Here is a 17,987-nt window from a genome sequence, read left to right on the forward strand (position 1 = left end):
GACCTACGGGGGTTCGGTCCCCACCCACCTTCTTCGAAGTAACTTAATAGATGAGTGGAGGGGTTCCGCAATCCCCCTGTTCCGGGCCGTTCCGGGCGATCGATCGTGGCCCCCGACACCGGCGTTGACCTCGGGTGCCGCCGTCCGCGGCACTCCTCGCCGCCCGGAGTGCTGAGAACGTGCCAAATCGAGGGAAAGGTCACACGGACCGCCCCTCCTGCGGGCCTGCGAACGAGCGCTAACCTGCGGTCATGAACGTCCTGCCCGAAGGGCTCCCCCTCGCCGCCGAATTCCCGGCCGCACACCGCGAGCAGTGGCAGCAGCTCGTCGAGGGCGTGCTGCGCAAGTCCGGCGCGCACCCCGCGGACGGCGCCGCCGCCGAGCGGGCGCTCACCACCGAACTCCCGGACGGGCTGCGCGCCCACCCGCTGTACACCGCCGAGGACGCCCCGGCCGAAGCCGGCTACCCCGGCTTCCCCCCGTTCGTCCGCGGCGGCCGGCCGCAGGGCGCCGCCGTCGCCGGCTGGGACGTCCGCCAGCGGCACGCCGACCCGGACCGCCGGCGCACCAACGAGGCGGTCCTGGCCGACCTGGAGAACGGCGTCGGCTCGCTCTGGCTGGAGCTCGGCGGCGCGGGCCTGCCCGTCACGGCCCTGCCCGAGACGCTGACCGGCGTGTACCTCGACCTGGCCGCCGTGGCACTCGACGCCGGGCCCGAATTCACCGCCGCCGCCGAGCAGTTGTTCGCCCTGTACGAGGAGCGCGAGGTCTCCCCCGGCGCCGCCGCCGGCAACCTCGGCGCCGACCCGCTGGGCCTCCAGGCCCGCACCGGCGAGACCGGGCGCACCACCGCGCTGCTCGCCGAGGCCACCGCGCTCGCCGCCCGCTGCGCCGCCGAGTACCCCGGCGTCCGGGCGCTGACCGTGGACGCCCTGCCCTACCACGAGGCCGGCGCCTCGCCCGCCCAGGAGCTGGGCTGCTCGCTCGCCACCGGCGTCGCCTACCTGCGGGCGCTCACCGCCGCCGGACTGTCGGTGGACGCCGCGCTCGGCCAGCTGGAGTTCCGCTACGCGGCCGACGCCGACCAGTTCCTCACCATCGCCAAGTTCCGTGCCGCGCGCCGTCTGTGGTCCCGCGTCGCCGAGGTGTCGGGGGCCTCCGCGGCGGCCTCGGCGCAGCGCCAGCACGCCGTCACCTCCCGGGTGATGATGACCGCCCGCGACCCGTGGGTGAACATGCTGCGCACCACCGTCGCCTGCCTCGCCGCCGGCGTGGGCGGCGCCGACGCCGTCACCGTGCTGCCCTTCGACAGCGCCCTCGGCCTGCCGGACGCCTTCGCCCGCCGGATCGCCCGCAACACCCAGTCGATCCTGCTGGAGGAGTCCCACCTCGCCCGGGTGATCGACCCGGCCGGCGGCTCCTGGTACGTCGAGCAGCTGAGCGAGGAGCTGGCGGCGGCCGCCTGGGCCTGGTTCCAGGAGATCGAGCGGGCCGGCGGCCAGCAGGCGGCGCTCACCGACGGGACGGTCCGCGAGCGGATCGCCGCGACCTGGGCGGAGCGTTCCGTCAAGCTCGCCAAGCGGCGCGAACCCGTCACCGGCGTCAGCGAGTTCCCGCACCTGGACGAACAGCCGCTGGTCCGCGAACCGGCCCCGGCCGCACCGGGCGGCGGGCTGCCGCAGGTGCGCCGCGCCGAGGCGTACGAGGCGCTGCGCGACCGCTCGGACGCGCAGCTCGCGGCCACCGGCGAGCGGCCGAAGCTGTTCCTGGCCTCGATCGGCACCGCCTCCGCGCACACCGCGCGCACCACCTTCGCCGCCAACCTGTTCCAGGCCGGCGGCATCGCGACGACCTCGCTGGAGTCCGTCGACCCGGCCGCCTTCGCCGAGGCCTTCACCGCCTCCGGCGCCACCGCCGCCTGCCTGTGCTCCAGCGACGCGCAGTACGGCGAGCACGCCGAGGCCGTCGCCGGCGCGCTGAAGGCGGCCGGAGCCCGACGGGTGCTGCTGGCCGGTCGGCTCGGCGAAACCCCGGCAGGAGTAGACGAGTTCATCCACGCGGGCGGGGACGCCATCGCCGTCCTCACCTCCCTGCTCGACCAGATCGGAGTGGCACGATGATCCCCGACTTCACCGGAATCGGGCTGAACGGGGATCCCTCCGGGGACGTCACCGACGGCCAGTGGCGGGCCGCCTGGCGGCAGTCCACCGGCAAGGACGTCGACGAGCTGCTCTGGGACACCCCCGAGGGCATCGGCGTCAAGCCGCTGTACACCCCGGCGGACCTGGCCGGCCTGGACTTCCTGGAGACCTACCCGGGCATCGCCCCGTACCTGCGCGGGCCGTACCCGACCATGTACGTCAACCAGCCGTGGACCGTCCGCCAGTACGCGGGCTTCTCCACCGCCGAGGAGTCCAACGCCTTCTACCGCCGCAACCTGGCGGCCGGCCAGAAGGGCCTCTCGGTCGCCTTCGACCTGCCGACCCACCGCGGCTACGACAGCGACCACCCGCGCGTCACCGGCGACGTCGGCATGGCGGGCGTGGCGATCGACTCGATCTACGACATGCGCCAACTCTTCGACGGCATCCCGCTGGACAAGATGTCGGTGTCGATGACCATGAACGGCGCCGTCCTGCCCGTCCTGGCCCTGTACATCGTGGCCGCCGAGGAGCAGGGGGTGGCACCCGAGAAGCTGGCGGGGACCATCCAGAACGACATCCTCAAGGAGTTCATGGTCCGCAACACCTACATCTACCCGCCGCAGCCGTCGATGCGGATCATCTCGGACATCTTCGCGTACACCTCGCAGAAGATGCCCCGGTACAACTCCATCTCCATCTCCGGCTACCACATCCAGGAGGCCGGGGCCACCGCCGACCTGGAGCTCGCCTACACCCTGGCCGACGGGGTGGAGTACCTGCGCGCGGGCCTCGACGTGGGCCTGGACGTCGACGCGTTCGCGCCGCGGCTGTCGTTCTTCTGGGCGATCGGCATGAACTTCTTCATGGAGGTCGCCAAGCTGCGCGCGGCCCGGCTGCTGTGGGCCAAGCTGGTCAAGCAGTTCGACCCGAAGAACGCCAAGTCGCTGTCGCTGCGCACCCATTCGCAGACCTCCGGCTGGTCGCTCACCGCCCAGGACGTGTTCAACAACGTGACCCGCACCTGTGTGGAGGCGATGGCCGCCACCCAGGGCCACACCCAGTCGCTGCACACCAACGCGCTCGACGAGGCGCTGGCCCTGCCCACCGACTTCTCCGCCCGGATCGCCCGCAACACCCAGCTGCTGCTCCAGCAGGAGTCCGGCACCTGCCGGGTCATCGACCCGTGGGGCGGCTCCGCCTACGTCGAGAAGCTCACCCACGACCTGGCGCGCCGCGCCTGGCAGCACATCCAGGAGGTCGAGGCGGCCGGCGGCATGGCCAAGGCCATCGACGCGGGCATCCCGAAGATGCGCGTCGAGGAGGCCGCCGCCCGCACCCAGGCCCGGATCGACTCCGGCCGCCAGCCGGTCATCGGCGTCAACAAGTACCGGGTGGACAGCGACGAGCAGATCGACGTGCTCAAGGTCGACAACTCCTCGGTGCGCACCCGCCAGATCGAGAAGCTGCGCCGACTGCGCGAGGAGCGCGACGAGGCGGCCTGCCAGGACGCGCTGAACGCGCTCACCCTGGCCGCCGAGGCCGGCCCGCAGAGCGGCGGCTCGCTGGACGGCAACCTGCTGCACCTGGCCGTCAACGCGGCCCGGGCGAAGGCCACCGTCGGCGAGATCTCGGACGCCCTGGAGAAGGTGTACGGCCGGCACAGTGGCCAGATCCGTACCATCTCCGGTGTGTACCGAGACGAAGCGGGCCCCTCGGCCTCCCTCCAGCGCACCCGCGACCTGGTCGAGCGGTTCGAGCGGGCCGAAGGCCGGCGCCCGCGCATCCTGGTCGCCAAGATGGGCCAGGACGGCCACGACCGCGGCCAGAAGGTGATCGCCACCGCCTTCGCCGACCTCGGCTTCACCGTGGACGTCGGCCCGCTCTTCCAGACCCCCGACGAGGTCGCCCGCCAGGCCGTCGAGGCGGACGTGCACATCGTCGGCGTCTCCTCGCTCGCCGCCGGGCACCTCACCCTGGTCCCCGCGCTGCGCACCGCGCTCGCCGAGGCCGGCCGGGAGGACATCACCATCGTGGTCGGCGGGGTGATCCCCCCGCAGGACTTCGAGGCGCTGTACGAGGCGGGAGCGGCGGCGGTCTTCCCGCCGGGCACCGTCATCCCGGACGCCGCCTACGACCTGCTCACCTCGCTGGCGGCCGACCTCGGCCACGAGCTGTGAGATTTTGATCGTATGCCTCCGCGGACGATCGACCTCGACAGCTATGTGACGGGTGTCCTCGACGGCTCGCGCGCCTGGATCGCGCGCGCCGTCACCCTCGTCGAGTCCACCCGGCCCGACCACCGCGCGCTCGCGCAGCAGTTGCTCCAACGGCTGCTGCCGCACGCGGGCGGCGCCGTCCGGGTGGGCATCACCGGCGTGCCCGGTGTCGGCAAGTCGACCTTCATCGACTCCTTCGGCACCATGCTCACCGGGCTCGGCCACCGGGTCGCGGTGCTCGCCGTCGACCCCACGTCCAGCCGCACCGGCGGCTCCATCCTCGGCGACAAGACCCGGATGGAACGCCTCGCCGTCGACCCGCACGCCTTCGTCCGCCCCTCGCCCACCTCCGGGACGCTGGGCGGCGTCGCCAAGGCCACCAGGGAGTCCATGGTGGTGATGGAGGCCGCCGGCTACGACGTGGTCCTGATCGAGACCGTGGGAGTCGGCCAGTCCGAGACCGCCGTCGCCGGGATGGTCGACACCTTCCTCCTGCTCAGCCTCGCCCGCACCGGCGACCAGTTGCAGGGCATCAAGAAGGGCGTCCTGGAGCTGGCCGACGTCATCGCCGTCAACAAGGCCGACGGCCCGCACGAACCCGACGCCCGCGCCGCCGCCCGCGAACTCGCCGGCGCCCTGCGCCTGTTGCAGGCCCCCGACGCGGCGTGGACGCCGCCCGTGCTGACCTGCAGCGGCCGGGACGGCGCCGGACTCGACGTGCTGTGGGAACGGCTCCAGCAACATCGCAAGGTCCTCGACGCCACCGGCGCGCTGGCCGCGAAGCGGCGGGAACAGCAGGTCGAATGGACCTGGACGATGGTCCACGACCAGCTCTACGCGCGGCTGCACGAACACCCCGAAGTGCGGCGGCTCTCGGGCGAGTTGGAGGCCCAGGTCCGCGCCGGCACCATGCCGGCGGGGCTGGCCGCGCAGCAGATCCTGGACGCGTTCTTCGGCTTCATCGGCGCGCCCTGACGAGAGGCGCCTCTCGGGTGGCTGCGGGGAGGAACAGGCGCGAGGGCCGTGCTGGTGTGCACGGCCCTCGCACCGGGGTGTGGGGCGCCCCGTTCCCGCCCTCGTCGTCCGGATCTGCACGTGGTGGTGAGCTGTGCCGTGTGCTCTGTCACCTGTACGCGGTGCTGAGCTGCATTGTTTGACGGGGAATCGAACCCCTTGCGTTGCTCTTCACGCGCCAGGGGCCGGATGAACCGCCGGCCCGCGGTGTGTGCACGCCTCCGTGGCGACTACCTGCTTCCCACACCCGGCTTGTGGGGTCAGTCCTCGATCAGGTCGATCTCCCAGTTGGTGCGCTGGATCAGGGTGTCCACCTCGCGGATCTCCTTCGCCAGGGCGTCCGCCCGGGCCCGGAGCTCGGCGACCGGCAGAGCGGCAAGGATCCTGAGCTCGGACCGCAACTGCCGTACGGCTCCGCGCTGGTCGCGCCCGGAGGCGGCGTCGGCGGCCGCGGTGATCACCGAGTGGCGCAGCCGCAGGACGTCCCGGCGGGCGAGGGCGTCGGTCAGCGTGCCGCCGCCCTCGATGAGCGCGGTGGAGTTGGTCCGGTTGATCTGACGGATCAGCCGCTCCAGCTCGTCCAGCACCTCACCGGCCTGGGCCAGGGCCTCCGCCGCGCTCTCGGCCGGTTCCTCGCCCTCCTGGTAACGAGCACTGCCGACGACGCGCGCCCGCAACTGCTCCACCTGCCGCACCGCAGCCGCGCGCTGCGCGAGCGCCTCAGCCAGTTTCACCGCGTCATCACCTCTACGCCCTGCTGATCGTCCGGCAAGTATGCACGTCGGTGCCTGGCGGCACGGTTCGAGGGGTGGGGTCGGTCGGCCGGGTCGGTCCGGTCGGTCAGCCGGACCGACCCGGCGGGCACCGGGCCGGTTCATGCCTCTCGACAGCGTCCGGCCGCTGCCCGTACGTCCGCCAGCGCCCTCGCACGGTCGACCGGCGGCGGCGAGAAGCGCCCGGGCGCCGCCAGTACGTGCTCCTCCCAACGGTCCTGCCAGAACTCCACCGTCCAACCGGGCCATCGCTGCGGCATCTCGTACGCCTCCGCCGACGCCCCCAGCACCCACCAGCCCACCCGCCGGCGCAGCGGATCGACGTGGATCCCGGCATCGGCCGACGCCCGGCAGACCCCGTGCTCGGGACCGCCCGCCAGCCGGTCGAGCAGCGCGGCCCCCTCCCGGACCGGATGGTCGTTGACGTTCGCCAACACGTAGCAGCGCTCCGTCCCGACCGTCACCACCGCGACCATCGGCTCGGGGTCAGCCAACTCCTCGTCGCCCGGTTCGAGCAGCGGCCCCACCGCGATCCCGCACCCACGGGCACGGACGTGTTCGGGGTCCAACCCCAGATACGTCCTCAACTCGGCAGGGGCGTCGTACATCCACCGGACGTCCCACCCCGCCCACGCCTCCTGCAACAACTCCAGCGTGGCTGCCCTGTGGCGCATCTCGGCGCTCGGCCCTTCCCAGGCGAACAGCATCAGCACCTTCCGCCCGAGGTCGATCAGTGCCGCACCCTGGCAGTGCACATCGTCCAGCCACCAGTCGACCGCTCTCAGGCGCCGGACCGTCGAAAGAGCCTCCGCCGGCCCGGCCAGGAGGTCGAGGTCGATTCCTACCGCCCCGAACCGCGACAGGTACAGCTCGAACTCACCGCTCTCGCGGACGACGACAAAGTTCGCACGATCACCCATCCGCCCAGAATGACCACCCCCGGCACCGGGCCGCCACCGCATTTGACGCGCCTACGCGAGCACGACCCCCGGGCCGCCACTCGATCCACCGGCATCACCTGACACCCGATCAAAATCAGTTGCCGAGGATGCTCGGGCGGCTCACCCCACCCCGACGCATTACTCAGTGGACTGACCACCACCGACACCCTCTGAGCCAGTCGGGCACAACTGCCAGCACAGGGCCTGACGTCGGTGTCTCTGAGCCGGGACACGGTAGGTGAAACTGACGCGGTGTGGTGACCTGGCCGTTTTGACCCGGTGGGACACGTTTGTTGGAACCAGTTCCGAACTACCCGGGCTCGCGGCGTCCGTGGCCGCTCCGCTGAGGGACTTGGAACCGAGCGAGCGCGTACGCAGGACAACTGGAGCGGCGGGGACGACAGCGGTTCAGCCGTTGTCGTCACACCGCGCCGCTTGGGACCTATCCTGAGCCAATGCTTCACGAGCTGTGGGACGAAGGCGAGGAGGAAAAGATGTTCTGCCTGGCCGGACCGCGCGGAGACGGGGCTCGTGCGCTCTTGTCCGAAGGTGCCCGGCTCGTGTGGACCGTTGACGCCGCGAGCTACTTCGACGCGATGACGTTGTACTACCAGCGCATGGGCTGGGGCACCTACACCACAGAGCACCCGGAGTGGGACAACCGGACCTACGCCGAGCACGGCTGGGAATGATCAACCCATTTCACGCCTTCAGTCACACACGCCTCACGAACTACAGCTGGAGTAGTAGCCCCAAGAGCGATTCCAGCGCTGGGGCACTCCGGTTCCAACAACCGTGACCAAGTTCCAGCCAACGTGTCCTGGCTCAATCTCGGCAGCAGCCGAGACACCGACGCACAAGCCAATTCCTTACTGTCAGTCAACGATCCGTCACCGTCACGAGGCGCCCGACGGTCGCCACTACGCCACCTCGCGCAGAGCGTGAAGGTCCAGCGCCGCGCCCCATCCATGCGTGGGGCACGGCGCTTCGGCGACTTCCAGGTACTCGAACCAGACCACCTTGCCCGCCCCCGCCGGGCGCCAGCCCCACGTGTGCGCCAGCGCTTCGACGAGCAGGAGGCCACGCCCGCTGGTCGATCCGGCGCCACGCTCGCGCTTCGGGAGTTCCGGGCACCGATCGGCGACCTCCACCCGCACCCGCCCGGCACACCACCGGACGGTCACGGCACAGCGCCCCTTGGTGTGCACGAGCGCATTGGCGATCACCTCGCTGGCGCACAGCTCCACCTCCTGAAGCCCGTCCGCCGACAGCGGCACACCCCACTCCCGCACGATCGCCCCCACCAACCGCCGCGCCGCCGGCACAGCGTCGGCCCCCGGCGGCTCACCCCACTCCAGCGGAACCGGGAATCGAGCGGTGTTGAGTGGACTGACGATCATTGGGACTCTATTCGGTCGCGTATCGACAACTCGGCAACCATGCTGGATCGTTCGGGCCCACACCCACCGTCCGAATGGCTGACGTCAAGTCAACGCGGGTACACAGGAAGGGAGAACAAGCGAAGCTGGTCCAGGCGTTGAACCGGTTGAACAGAGGACGGGATCACGATGACCAACCGACCGCGCACACCGAACACTGAGATCGCAGCACTCATGCAGCAGGCAGGGTGGGGCAACGGCCAGCTCGCCCGAGCCGTGAATCGAGTCGGAGGCGAGGCGGGGCTCCGGCTGACCTATGACAAGTCGGCGATCTCGTACTGGCTCTCGGGCACACGGCCCCGGGCAGACGTACAGGAGGTTGTCCGCGAGACGTTCTCACGTCGGCTCGGACGACCGGTGACACCCGAGGAGACCGGCTTCGGGCGCGGTACCGAGCAGGCGGGCAGCCAGGGAGTCCTGTCCGATCTGATGTCGATCGGCAAAGCCGACATGGACCCTTCGCGCCGTGGCGTGCTCGCCGCCGGGCTCTACTCGCTCGCCCTCACACTGCCCGTGTTCGACGACACCGCTGACCGAATGACCCACGCAGCCGCGGGCCGCACCGTACGGGTCAGCCAGAGCGAGGTCGAGACCGTTCGGAGGATGACGGACCGGATCGCCGACATCCTCGACGAGCTCGGCGCCGCCCACGCCCGCCCGATGGCGGCGGCCTTCCTGGTCAACTCGGTCGGACCCTGGCTCCAGGCATCCGGCACCACGGAGGTGAAATCCGGCCTACTGTCGGCCGCCGCCGATCTCACCTACCTCACCGGGTGGATGGCGATGTACGAGACTGCCCACGGTGTCGGTCAGAAGTACTACGTCCAGGCCCTCAAGCTCGCACGCGAGGCCCAGGACCACGTGACGTACTGCCGCACCCTACGGGGCATGGCGCTCCAGGCGTCCAATCTCGGATACGGCCCGAAGGCGCTGGAACTGGCCGACTCGGCCGCCGAAGCGGCTCCGGCCTCCGGCCCGCGACTGCGGGCCTTCCTGGCTGGCCAACAGGCGCACGGCGCCGCCATGGTGAAGGACCAGCGGCAGGCCTTCGCGCGCCTTGCCGAGACCGAGACCGCGCTGGCCCAGGCCGAGGGTCGCAACGACTCCGTCGGCGGGTACGACCAGGCCGCCTACCACTTCCACGTCTCGCACGTGTTGTACGAACTCGGCGATCTCTCGGAATCAATCAAGGAACTTCGACTCTCCAACCGAGCCCGTCCCGCCAACGAGAAGCAGGGTCGCGTGCACGGCAACGGCCTGTTGGCCCGCCGTCAGATGGAACTCGGGCACATCGACGCCGCCTGCGCCACCTGGGACGCGTTCCTGGACGACTACGTCACGATCAGCTCCGTCCGTGGCGACGAGCACTTCCAGGCCCTGGGCAAGGGCCTCCCGGCACGCGCCACCAACCGTACGGTCCGCCAGCTCCACGAGCGTTCGCGCGAGGTCGCCAGCCAGAAGGCCGCGTGACCTGTGGGATTCGGTCTGGTCGTACGTTTCATCACCCACGACGCCACAGCAGCCCGCGCCTTCGACCAGCTGGCAGCTGCGGCCCTCGAAGAAATCCGCGCCAAGGAACCCGGCACTCTCCTCTACGTCACTCACACCGTGCCGGGCAAGCCACACGTCCGGGTCTTCTACGAGCTGTACGCGGACCGCGCGGCCTTCGAGGAACACGAACGGCAACCTCACGTCCGCCGGTTCCTGGCCGAACGCGCGCAGCACCTCGAATCGTTCGAGGTGATGTTCCTGGATGCAACCTCCGGCAAGGGCACGTACGCCGTGAAGGCCGACCAGAGCGGTCTACGGATCGGAATCACGGGGCACCGAGGGCTGGCGGCCGGCGTGGAGGAGCAGGTTCGACGGCTGCTCGAAGATGCTCTCGCGGGCGAGGACCCGATCGGGCTAACGATCGTTTCCTGCATCGCGGACGGGCCGGACGCATGGATCGCGGAAATCGCGCTCGAACGGGGGGCGCGGCTGGAGGTCGTCGTTCCCGCGGATCAGTACCGGGACGGGCTGCCGGACTGGCATCACCCCGTCTACGACCGGCTGTTGGAATCCGCCGCGGCCGTTCACCGGACCCGGTACTCCGAGTCCAACGAAGCCGCCCACATGGCGGGGAGCGAGGTCCTGGTAGCCCAGGTCGACAAGCTCCTCGCCGTCTGGGACGGCCTGCCGGCCCGCGGCTACGGCGGGACGGCGGACGTGGTCGCCTACGCCCGGCAGCGCGGCGTCCCGGTTGAGGTGCTGTGGCCCCAGGGAGCGCGCCGGTAAATACGGAAGGAGGTCTACCAGTGGGCCGGTCGCGCCGCCGCGACGGCGTCGGTGTAGAGCTCGGTGATCAAGTCGGCTTCATTGATGCCGAGTTCGGCCAGCACCGCGCGGACGAGGGCGAGGGCGGGCCCGAGGTCGGCCTCCGTGGCGGCCGTCGTGGCGGCCGTCGTCTCGACCTCGATGAACGTGGCGTCGTCCAACTCGGGAACGCGAACGAGCGTGGCGAGCAGGTGCCTCCCGTCGCGCTGGAAGCCGTAGTTGCGGCACCGCTTCTCGAACGCGATGCGAGGGATGAAGCCCAGGCCCCGCACGATCTCGTGCGCGGCATCGGCGTCCTCGACCTCCGTCTCGGACTCCGGCTTCGACCCGGACGCCTCGTCCACCCGGGCCCCCTTGTAGGTGAGCACCGTGCGCGTGTCGTCCGGGCCGTGCACGGTACGGATCCGCAACTCGCGATCGGCGCCCATCAGGCTGCCGTCCGGCGCGTCGTAGTACGTGTCGCGGTAGACCTCGACACGGCCGGCGCCGTGCCGGGCCGCCAGTTGCCCGCGCACGCCTTCCGGATCGCGCACGACCGCCTTGAGCTCCGCCTCGATCGCCATCCTCGCCCCTCCGTCAGATCACGCGCTCCGCGCCGTCCACCATCACATCGAACTGCCGCATTCAGGGCGCGACCCACGAACCGCGTCAGCTCGACTTCTCGCCGAGGGCAGCACGGAGCCAGTCGAGGGAGTCGGTTGCCAGGACAGCGTCGGCGAGTGCGTTGGCGGTCTTCGTGGTGAGACGGCCACGGCTGTTGTCGATCCAGCGCTGAGCGTTCGCGTAGCCCTGCGCCTTGTACTCGACTCCCTGGATCAGGCACTCCAGCTTGTCGGCATCCCGCGCGCAGACCGCCTCCGGAGAGTCCTTCGCTTCGTACTCCGCGACGAGATCCCGGATGGTCGAGGCGAGGATCTCCGGCATGCCGCCGACCTGGTCGGCCGTCACCGCCGCCGGATCGGCGCCGGGCGCGTACTTCTTGCCCAGATGGTTGACGTCCCCGGTGCGCGTCTCCTGGGAGTCGTGCCAGACCGCGAGGAAGGCGGCCTGCGCCGGGTCCGCGCCTTCGAGCTTGGCAATGATCGAAGCGATCAACGCGGTCCGCCAGGAGTGTTCGGCGACCGACTCGGGATCGCGGACGCCGGCCATCCACCAGCCCGTACGCTTGGTCTGCTTGAGCGTCCCGGCTTCGAACAGGAACCTCGCCACCGGTGTCAGGTCGTCTGTCACTGTCTGGCTCCTCTCACGCCTCGACAAGGCGGATCGCGTAGCGGATGCCGTCGAGTTCGCGTCGGCCGCGCCGCGACAGCTCCCGACCATCCAACAGCACCGGAAGCCGTTCGCGCAGGGCACGGGCCGCAGTTCCGGAGCGCAGCAGATCCGGCCGGACCTGGAGCAGTGACCACACACTGTGGATGTTCAACTCGGCGTACCCGCACTGCGGGCCGAGACCCTGAACGAGGTGCGCGAGGAGCTTGTCCCCGGGCCATGGGCCCGGCGCCCGGGCAGCGATGAAGTCGTCGGAGAGTTCGAGGTACGGGGCCTCGCCGATCCAGTACGCCCAGTAGTTGAGGTTCGCCAGCGCGCCCGCCTCATCGGCGAGGGCCGTTTCGATGAAGTGGCTGATCCGATCGCGGTCACCGTGGCGGGCAGAGACCATGGCGACGGAGCGGGAGTTGAGCCAGTGGCTCAGCCAGTCGTTCGGCCGCTCGGATCGCTGCTGGTGGGCCAGCCACTCCCGCGTGTCACCCTGTTCGTCGTATCCGGCCAGGTACAGCGCTTGGCGGCGGGCGAGGAACTGGTCCGTTCCACGCGCTTCCTCGGCCGCGCGCCGCAGGTGGGCGTAGAACCGGGTGCGGTCGGGGGCGAGGAGTTCCGGTCCGGCCGGCGCCGGGCCCTTGCGTGGACGCGGCGGGGCCGGGAGGTCGCGCACGGCCTTCGGCGCTGCACCGCTGAGCGGCCACATGAGAATCTCCACGAGGTCGCGCCGTATCACCATCGCCCCGAGGGGGCTCCCGGCAGCCGGTGACTTCTCCTCAACGATGCCGGCGAGCAGAATGTCCGCCTCGAAGGATCGCTCCAGTGTTTGGAGGAGTGCGGGCGCTGTGCCCAGCTGCATCAGCCGATGGCGGTGGGTGAGCATCTGCCCGACAGGTACGGCCGTGAGTGGGCGCCGACCACTCTCCCACCCGGCGATCATGTCGGTCGACACGGCCAACCGCCCGGCGAACTCGTCCTGGGTGGCACCGTGCTGTTCTCGGATCACCCGAAAGACGTACCCGGAGATGATGCCCACGCGTGGGCGCCGAGGCCTTCCCTGACCAGCAGTCAGGGAAAGATGCGGGCTTGACTGCATGAGAGCCCCCCACTTCGGGAGTTCGTGCCAACACACCTGTACTCGTGGTCACTTCAGGTTCCGACTCCGGGACCCTACCGTCGTAGGCGTCCCCGACCGAGAGCGGTCGGAGACTCGTCGGGGGTCTCGCTCCCTGCGACGGCGGTCCCGCTCTCATCAAGGAGCCTATCGGCCCGGGCACGTCAGTTGGGCACTGTCACGTCCGTGCACCTGGGCAAGCGCTCCACACGATAATCATCGCGAACAGGGCAGGTAGGAGGCACCCATGGGATGGGGAACCGGCAAGGACGGAAGCTCCGGTGGCGGCAGCGGCGGCAACGACGGCGGGCAGGGCAAGCACGCGGGCGACAAGGACTTCAACACGGCCCCGCAGAATCAGGATCACCAGTCGCGAAAGGCCGGCGGCAAGCACGGCAAGGACGGCGACGAGAGCAAGTGACAACTCACCAGCAGGGCTTGGAGCGGGCCGGCGTGCGCGTCCTGCTCCAAGCCGTCTCCCGGCACCTCGGCCGCGATCTGGCCCCCGACTGGCGCGAGGCCGCCGAAGCGACGCCGCGCCACCGTTTCCTCCCCGACCGCGTCTGGCTGAGCGGCGACGACGACGTTCTCGTGCCCTGCGATCGCGGGCACGAGCCCGATCACTGGTTCGCCGCCGCGTACGCGGACGAACCCGTGGTGACGCAGATCAACGACGGACAGGACCCGGAGGACTTGGCCGACGCCTCACCGTCCTCCTCGGCCTCCGCCCCGTCGATCGTCTTCCAGATGCTCGAACTCCTCGGCCTCGCACCGGGAATGCGGGTCCTGGAGATCGGCGCGGGCACCGGGTTCAACGCCGCGCTCCTCTCCCACCGGCTGGGCGACACCAACGTGACCACGATCGAGATCGACCCCACCGTGGCCGAACTCGCCCGGTCCAACCTCAAGGCCAACGGCTACGCCCCCGCCGTCGTCTGTGGGGACGGAAGCCTCGGCTGGAGCGGCGAAGCACCGTTCGACCGCGTGGTGGCCACCTGTTCGGTGAGACGGGTTCCGTACGCCTGGATCGAACAGACCAGGCCCGGCGGCGTCATCCTCACTCCCTGGTGCGACGACTGGAGCCACGGCGGCCTGCTCCGCCTCACCGTGGGCGACGACGGAACTGCCACCGGCCGCTACACCCCCGACAGCGCCTTCATGCTGATGCGCACCCAGCGCCGCGACCTCCGCCTCTTCCGGGATGTCGTCATGGACGAGCACGTACCGGACGAGTCCACGACCACGCTCGACCCCTGGGCCGTCGCCGACTCGGAGTTCGAGACCCAGTTCGCCCTCGGGCACCGCCTCGGCGACCTCTGGTACGCCTGGCACCACGACCCCGATCTCGACGACGTCAAGACCCGCCTCTGGGTGGCCACGACCGACGGCGACTCCTGGGCCGCCGTCGACTGGGACGGCACCGAGGACACCGAGGGCACCGAGCGGTACACGGTGTGGCAGCACGGCCCGCGCCGCCTGTGGGACGAAGTCGAGACCGCCCACCGCTGGTGGCTGGACAACGACCGCCCCGGGCCGAGCCGCCTCGGCCTCACCGTCGGTCCCGGCGGCCATCAGGCCTGGCTGGACGACCCGACGAATGCGTGGCCCCTGCCGTAGGGGAATGGATCGCCCGTCGCATTCGGCACGGCCCCGGACCGCCAGTCCGGGGCTGCTTGCCTGAATCCGATCGGGTGCGCCAGGTGGTCAACATCCCAACAACTGGGCATTTAGAGAGTGGAATTGGCGTTGCCGTGGATCGGCTGTCGAGCTGAGCCGGAGGGACGTGGTGGATCGCCGGGGTTTCGTGTCCGCCTCCAGCGCGTACGCGCTTGCGGCATTGGGGCTGCCTGATCCGGACGCCGTCCTGCGGCGGACACGGCTGAAGGCTGATGCGAAGGTGAAGGTCGGCCGGGGCGAGGTCGCAGCGATCCGTCAGATGACGAAGTCGCTGGGCGACGCGGCCGCCGAGCTCGGTGGCGGCCATGCCCGCCATCTCGCCGTCCGCTACCTGCACGACGACGTCGCGCCCTGGCTGGACGGCACTTGGAGTGAAGCCGTCGGCCGGGAGCTGTTCGCGGCGACCTCCCAACTCGTCCACCTGGCCGGGTGGATGGCCCAGGACGAGGGGAACCAGGACGCCGCCCAGCAGTACTACGCGCATTCCTTCCGGCTCGCTTCCGAGGCCGGCGACGCCGAGTTGGCCGCCACCGCCCTGCGCGGCCTGGCCGTCCAGGCCATCGATCTGGGTTTCAGGCCCACCGCCGTGCGGATAGCGGAAGAGTGCGTCGACCAGGCAAAACACCTGGACGATTCCCGGGCCCTGGCCTACTACCAGGCCACCCTCGCCAACGCCGCAGCCCTCGACGGCGACCGGCGCACCGCGACCAGCTCGCTCGCCGCGTCCCAGAGCGCGATCGAACGGGCCACCGGCGCGCCCGGCGGGTCGTGGGCCTCTCACTACAGCATCGGCCGGTGGGCCCACGAGTCCGGCATGGTCCTCGCCCGGCTCGGCGACTACAGCAGCGCGCAGGAACACCTCCACCACGCGCTCGACATCCACGGCCTCGACCGCCGCCGCACCCGTGCGATCGTCCTCGCCGACCTCGGCACCGTCCGTCTCCGGCAGGACGACGTCGACGGCGCCCTCGCGTCCTGGAACGAGTTCCTCGACTGCGCGGACGGCATCCGCTCGGTCAAGGTCCAGGACGCCGTCCGCGACCTGCGGGCCCGCCTCTACCGCCTCCGCGACGTGGCCGGTGCCGGGGAACTCGACGAGCGAGCCGCGGCGTTAGGGTGAACCGTGGCAGACGACCGACCGGGCCCGTCCGACAGTCGGGAGCACTGGCGATGGGTGCGGGGCTTCCTCAACGACCACCGCTTCGAGTTGACCAAGCGGCTCCTCGCCGAGCGCGGTCCCGAACGGCTGGTGCCGGGGGCTCCGTTGCTGGCTCGGCGGCACTGGATTCCGGAGCAGCCGGTGCCGCTGGAGCGCGTTCGGCTGCGGTGGGTGCCGGACGCGCCGGAGGCCGGGTTGGACGGCGGCGAGCCGGAGCTCGACCGCATCCGCCCGCGCCGGAGGGACGGAACGGCCTACCACCGCTACGCCGACGCGGTGCGGGATCTCGCCAGGCCCAGGCTGTTCGAGGACCGAAGCTGCTACCGCCTGCTTGATGTCGGGACGTCTGCGGGCGATCCGACGCTGGCCTTCGGCCGCGGCCGGTACTTCGACGTGATCAACATCTGTGAGGCCGTCGCGCACGAGTACGCGGCGGCGGTCCTGGCCGGCGGGGCCGCCACGCCCTTCCGCGCCGCCATCGGCGATCCGACCGACCTCGCGCGCCGGCCGGTCATGGCGGCCATCAGTACGCTGACGATCCGGCACGATCGCAGGACCGGCGAGGCGGAGTTCGTGCTGCACTGGCGTGATCCCGGGAAGGTCGCCAGCGGCGGGGGTCTCTTCCAGGTGATGCCGGTCGGGATGTTCCAGGCCTCGCACGACGCGCCGTGGAACGAGGGGAACGACTTCGACCTCTGGCGGGCGATCCTGCGGGAGCTGAGCGAGGAGTTGCTCGGCAGCACCGAGGACTACGGGAGCGACAGGGCGCCGATCGACTACGCCGCCTGGCCGCTGGACACGTCGCTCACCGCGGCGCGCGCGGACGGCCGTCTGCGGGTGTTCTGGCTGGGCCTCGGGATGGATCCGCTGACCTTCGTCACCGACATGCTGACCGTGGCCGTGTTCGACGCCGACCTGTTCGACGAGACGTTCCGGCACATCGTCTCGACCAACGACGAGGGCCACCGCGTCGGGCTGGAGGACGCCACGGGAGGCTCGGCCGGCATCCCGTTCGCGGCCGAGCAGGTGGATCGCCTCACCAGCACCGAGCCGATGCAGCCCGCCGGCGCGGCGCTCCTGCGGCTCGCCTGGCGGCACCGGAAGGCGCTGTTGCAGCTCTCCTGACACAGGGAAGGCCCCGGACCGCCCGACCGGTCCGGGGCCGTTCACCACGTGCGCGTCAGGCGGTCTTGGCGGCCGCGAAGCGGGACGAGACGTCCTGCCAGTTGACGACGTCCCAGAGCTTCTCGACGTAGTCGGGGCGGACGTTGCGGTACTGCAGGTAGTAGGCGTGCTCCCAGGCGTCGAAGGCGAGCAGCGGGGTGGTGCCCTGGCCGACGTTGCCGTGGTGGTCGTAGACCTGCTCGACGATCAGGCGCTTGGCGAGGGGCTCCCAGGAGAGGATGCCCCAGCCGGAGCCCTGCACGCCGGTGGTGGCGGTGGTGAGCTGCTTGCGGAAGGCCTCGAAGCTGCCGAAGTGCTCGGTGATGGCGTCGGCCAGCTCGCCCTCGGGGCGGTCGCCGCCCTCCGGGGAGAGGTTCTGCCAGAACAGCGAGTGCAGCACGTGGCCGGACAGGTGGAAGGCGAAGGTCTTCTGCAGGCCGACCAGGCCGCCGAACTGCTCCTTGTCGCGCGCCTCGGCCAGCTGGTCCAGGGTGTCGTTCGCACCCTTGACGTAGGCGGCGTGGTGCTTGGAGTGGTGCAGTTCGAGGATCTCGGGGGACATCGCCCGCTCGAGCGCGGAGTAGTCGTACGGCAGGTCGGGAAGCGAGTAGGTGCCCATGCTGGGACACAGCCCCTTTCGATGAACAGTGATGATCGTGCCGGGACAACACTATTGCGTATGAGTTGCAGGAACGAAGCATGGGCTCCTGCTTATTCCTCACGTCTCGTCGGGCACAATGGTCGCGAGTGCATGTAATGAGTGATGAGGG

The 17,987-nt window shown here is 70.5% G+C and carries 17 protein-coding genes and 1 pseudogene; 11 read left to right on the top strand and 7 right to left on the bottom strand.

What is annotated here, in order from left to right; all coding sequences use genetic code 11:
- Nucleotides 1-251 precede the first annotated feature (251 nt).
- Genes OG556_RS04975 through meaB form a run of 3 tightly spaced genes read left to right on the top strand, consistent with a single transcriptional unit; the run spans nucleotide 252 to nucleotide 5,335 of the window.
- Nucleotides 252-2,120: a methylmalonyl-CoA mutase family protein gene (locus OG556_RS04975; protein ID WP_371516044.1), complete on the top strand. Its 1,869-nt coding sequence runs from the start codon at nucleotides 252-254 to the stop codon at nucleotides 2,118-2,120.
- Nucleotides 2,117-4,321 carry a methylmalonyl-CoA mutase gene (scpA, locus tag OG556_RS04980; RefSeq protein WP_371516045.1) on the top strand — a complete coding sequence of 735 codons (2,205 nt, stop codon included), beginning with the start codon at nucleotides 2,117-2,119 and terminating at the stop codon, nucleotides 4,319-4,321. Before OG556_RS04975 ends, scpA begins: the two co-directional genes overlap by 4 nt.
- A gap of 12 nt (nucleotides 4,322-4,333) precedes the next feature.
- Nucleotides 4,334-5,335 carry a methylmalonyl Co-A mutase-associated GTPase MeaB gene (meaB, locus tag OG556_RS04985; RefSeq protein ID WP_371516046.1) on the top strand — a complete coding sequence of 334 codons (1,002 nt, stop codon included), beginning with the start codon at nucleotides 4,334-4,336 and terminating at the stop codon, nucleotides 5,333-5,335.
- 299 nt (nucleotides 5,336-5,634) lie between these two features.
- Here meaB and OG556_RS04990 read toward each other — a convergent pair whose 3' ends face one another.
- Both OG556_RS04990 and OG556_RS04995 read right to left on the bottom strand, forming a co-directional pair.
- Nucleotides 5,635-6,108, bottom strand: coding sequence for a DIP1984 family protein (locus tag OG556_RS04990; protein ID WP_371516047.1), 474 nt, complete (start codon nucleotides 6,106-6,108; stop codon nucleotides 5,635-5,637).
- Nucleotides 6,109-6,248: 140 nt separating this feature from the next.
- Complete coding sequence (locus OG556_RS04995) at nucleotides 6,249-7,067, bottom strand: hypothetical protein (protein ID WP_371516048.1); 819 nt, start codon at nucleotides 7,065-7,067, stop codon at nucleotides 6,249-6,251.
- 476 nt (nucleotides 7,068-7,543) lie between these two features.
- Between OG556_RS04995 and OG556_RS05000 the strand changes: the two genes are divergently transcribed.
- Entirely contained in the window at nucleotides 7,544-7,780 is a 237-nt protein-coding gene (locus OG556_RS05000; RefSeq protein WP_371516049.1) for a hypothetical protein, read from the top strand.
- A gap of 228 nt (nucleotides 7,781-8,008) precedes the next feature.
- On the opposite strand, the gene OG556_RS05005 is transcribed toward OG556_RS05000, so the two are convergent.
- Nucleotides 8,009-8,488: an ATP-binding protein gene (locus tag OG556_RS05005; RefSeq protein WP_371516050.1), complete on the bottom strand. Its 480-nt coding sequence runs from the start codon at nucleotides 8,486-8,488 to the stop codon at nucleotides 8,009-8,011.
- Between the two features lie 168 nt (nucleotides 8,489-8,656).
- On the opposite strand from OG556_RS05005, the gene OG556_RS05010 reads away from it, so the two are divergent.
- The 3 genes and pseudogenes from OG556_RS05010 to OG556_RS05020 all read left to right on the top strand — a co-directional run bounded on the left by OG556_RS05010 (nucleotide 8,657) and on the right by OG556_RS05020 (nucleotide 10,804).
- The gene (locus OG556_RS05010; RefSeq protein WP_371516051.1) at nucleotides 8,657-9,997 is read left to right on the top strand and encodes a hypothetical protein; all 1,341 of its coding nucleotides are present in this window, start codon (nucleotides 8,657-8,659) and stop codon (nucleotides 9,995-9,997) included.
- Nucleotides 9,998-10,000: 3 nt separating this feature from the next.
- Nucleotides 10,001-10,225, top strand: a pseudogene (locus OG556_RS05015) (putative quinol monooxygenase); the annotation flags it as partial.
- A gap of 45 nt (nucleotides 10,226-10,270) precedes the next feature.
- Nucleotides 10,271-10,804, top strand: a complete 534-nt coding sequence (locus tag OG556_RS05020; RefSeq protein WP_371522573.1) for a hypothetical protein — start codon at nucleotides 10,271-10,273, stop codon at nucleotides 10,802-10,804.
- A gap of 14 nt (nucleotides 10,805-10,818) precedes the next feature.
- Here the strand turns inward: OG556_RS05020 and OG556_RS05025 are convergent, their stop codons facing one another.
- The 3 genes from OG556_RS05025 to OG556_RS05035 form a co-directional block, all read right to left on the bottom strand.
- Entirely contained in the window at nucleotides 10,819-11,406 is a 588-nt protein-coding gene (locus OG556_RS05025; RefSeq protein ID WP_371516052.1) for a class IV adenylate cyclase, read from the bottom strand.
- Between the two features lie 85 nt (nucleotides 11,407-11,491).
- Nucleotides 11,492-12,073 (bottom strand): HD domain-containing protein, encoded by a 582-nt coding sequence (locus OG556_RS05030; RefSeq protein WP_350887191.1) that lies wholly within the window; start codon nucleotides 12,071-12,073, stop codon nucleotides 11,492-11,494.
- A 13-nt stretch (nucleotides 12,074-12,086) separates the two neighbouring features.
- Nucleotides 12,087-13,199: a helix-turn-helix domain-containing protein gene (locus tag OG556_RS05035; RefSeq protein WP_371516053.1), complete on the bottom strand. Its 1,113-nt coding sequence runs from the start codon at nucleotides 13,197-13,199 to the stop codon at nucleotides 12,087-12,089.
- 265 nt (nucleotides 13,200-13,464) lie between these two features.
- Here OG556_RS05035 and OG556_RS05040 point away from each other — a divergent pair, with 265 nt between their 5' ends.
- The 4 genes from OG556_RS05040 (at nucleotide 13,465) to OG556_RS05055 (ending at nucleotide 17,178) form a co-directional block, all read left to right on the top strand.
- Nucleotides 13,465-13,638, top strand: coding sequence for a hypothetical protein (locus OG556_RS05040; RefSeq protein WP_371516054.1), 174 nt, complete (start codon nucleotides 13,465-13,467; stop codon nucleotides 13,636-13,638).
- Nucleotides 13,635-14,834 carry a methyltransferase domain-containing protein gene (locus tag OG556_RS05045; protein WP_371516055.1) on the top strand — a complete coding sequence of 400 codons (1,200 nt, stop codon included), beginning with the start codon at nucleotides 13,635-13,637 and terminating at the stop codon, nucleotides 14,832-14,834. Before OG556_RS05040 ends, OG556_RS05045 begins: the two co-directional genes overlap by 4 nt.
- Nucleotides 14,835-15,153: 319 nt before the next feature.
- Nucleotides 15,154-16,014, top strand: a complete 861-nt coding sequence (locus OG556_RS05050) for a tetratricopeptide repeat protein (protein ID WP_371516056.1) — start codon at nucleotides 15,154-15,156, stop codon at nucleotides 16,012-16,014.
- A gap of 3 nt (nucleotides 16,015-16,017) precedes the next feature.
- The gene (locus tag OG556_RS05055) at nucleotides 16,018-17,178 is read left to right on the top strand and encodes an XRE family transcriptional regulator (RefSeq protein WP_371516057.1); all 1,161 of its coding nucleotides are present in this window, start codon (nucleotides 16,018-16,020) and stop codon (nucleotides 17,176-17,178) included.
- Nucleotides 17,179-17,233: 55 nt separating this feature from the next.
- Here the strand turns inward: OG556_RS05055 and OG556_RS05060 are convergent, their stop codons facing one another.
- Nucleotides 17,234-17,836 (bottom strand): superoxide dismutase, encoded by a 603-nt coding sequence (locus OG556_RS05060; protein ID WP_363587062.1) that lies wholly within the window; start codon nucleotides 17,834-17,836, stop codon nucleotides 17,234-17,236.
- Between the last annotated feature and the right edge of the window lie 151 nt (nucleotides 17,837-17,987).

The sequence above is a fragment of the Kitasatospora sp. NBC_01300 genome, from assembly GCF_041435235.1.
Classification (GTDB): Bacteria; Actinomycetota; Actinomycetes; order Streptomycetales; family Streptomycetaceae; genus Kitasatospora.

Coding starts and splice junctions, on each gene's coding strand:
- OG556_RS04975 (WP_371516044.1), top strand. CDS start 252: ATGAACGTCCTGCCCGAAGGGCTCCCCCTCGCCGCCGAATTCCCGGCC.
- scpA (WP_371516045.1), top strand. CDS start 2,117: ATGATCCCCGACTTCACCGGAATCGGGCTGAACGGGGATCCCTCCGGG.
- meaB (WP_371516046.1), top strand. CDS start 4,334: ATGCCTCCGCGGACGATCGACCTCGACAGCTATGTGACGGGTGTCCTC.
- OG556_RS04995 (WP_371516048.1), bottom strand. CDS start 7,067: ATGGGTGATCGTGCGAACTTTGTCGTCGTCCGCGAGAGCGGTGAGTTC.
- OG556_RS05000 (WP_371516049.1), top strand. CDS start 7,544: ATGCTTCACGAGCTGTGGGACGAAGGCGAGGAGGAAAAGATGTTCTGC.
- OG556_RS05005 (WP_371516050.1), bottom strand. CDS start 8,488: ATGATCGTCAGTCCACTCAACACCGCTCGATTCCCGGTTCCGCTGGAG.
- OG556_RS05010 (WP_371516051.1), top strand. CDS start 8,657: ATGACCAACCGACCGCGCACACCGAACACTGAGATCGCAGCACTCATG.
- OG556_RS05020 (WP_371522573.1), top strand. CDS start 10,271: ATGTTCCTGGATGCAACCTCCGGCAAGGGCACGTACGCCGTGAAGGCC.
- OG556_RS05025 (WP_371516052.1), bottom strand. CDS start 11,406: ATGGCGATCGAGGCGGAGCTCAAGGCGGTCGTGCGCGATCCGGAAGGC.
- OG556_RS05035 (WP_371516053.1), bottom strand. CDS start 13,199: ATGCAGTCAAGCCCGCATCTTTCCCTGACTGCTGGTCAGGGAAGGCCT.
- OG556_RS05040 (WP_371516054.1), top strand. CDS start 13,465: ATGGGATGGGGAACCGGCAAGGACGGAAGCTCCGGTGGCGGCAGCGGC.
- OG556_RS05050 (WP_371516056.1), top strand. CDS start 15,154: ATGACGAAGTCGCTGGGCGACGCGGCCGCCGAGCTCGGTGGCGGCCAT.
- OG556_RS05060 (WP_363587062.1), bottom strand. CDS start 17,836: ATGGGCACCTACTCGCTTCCCGACCTGCCGTACGACTACTCCGCGCTC.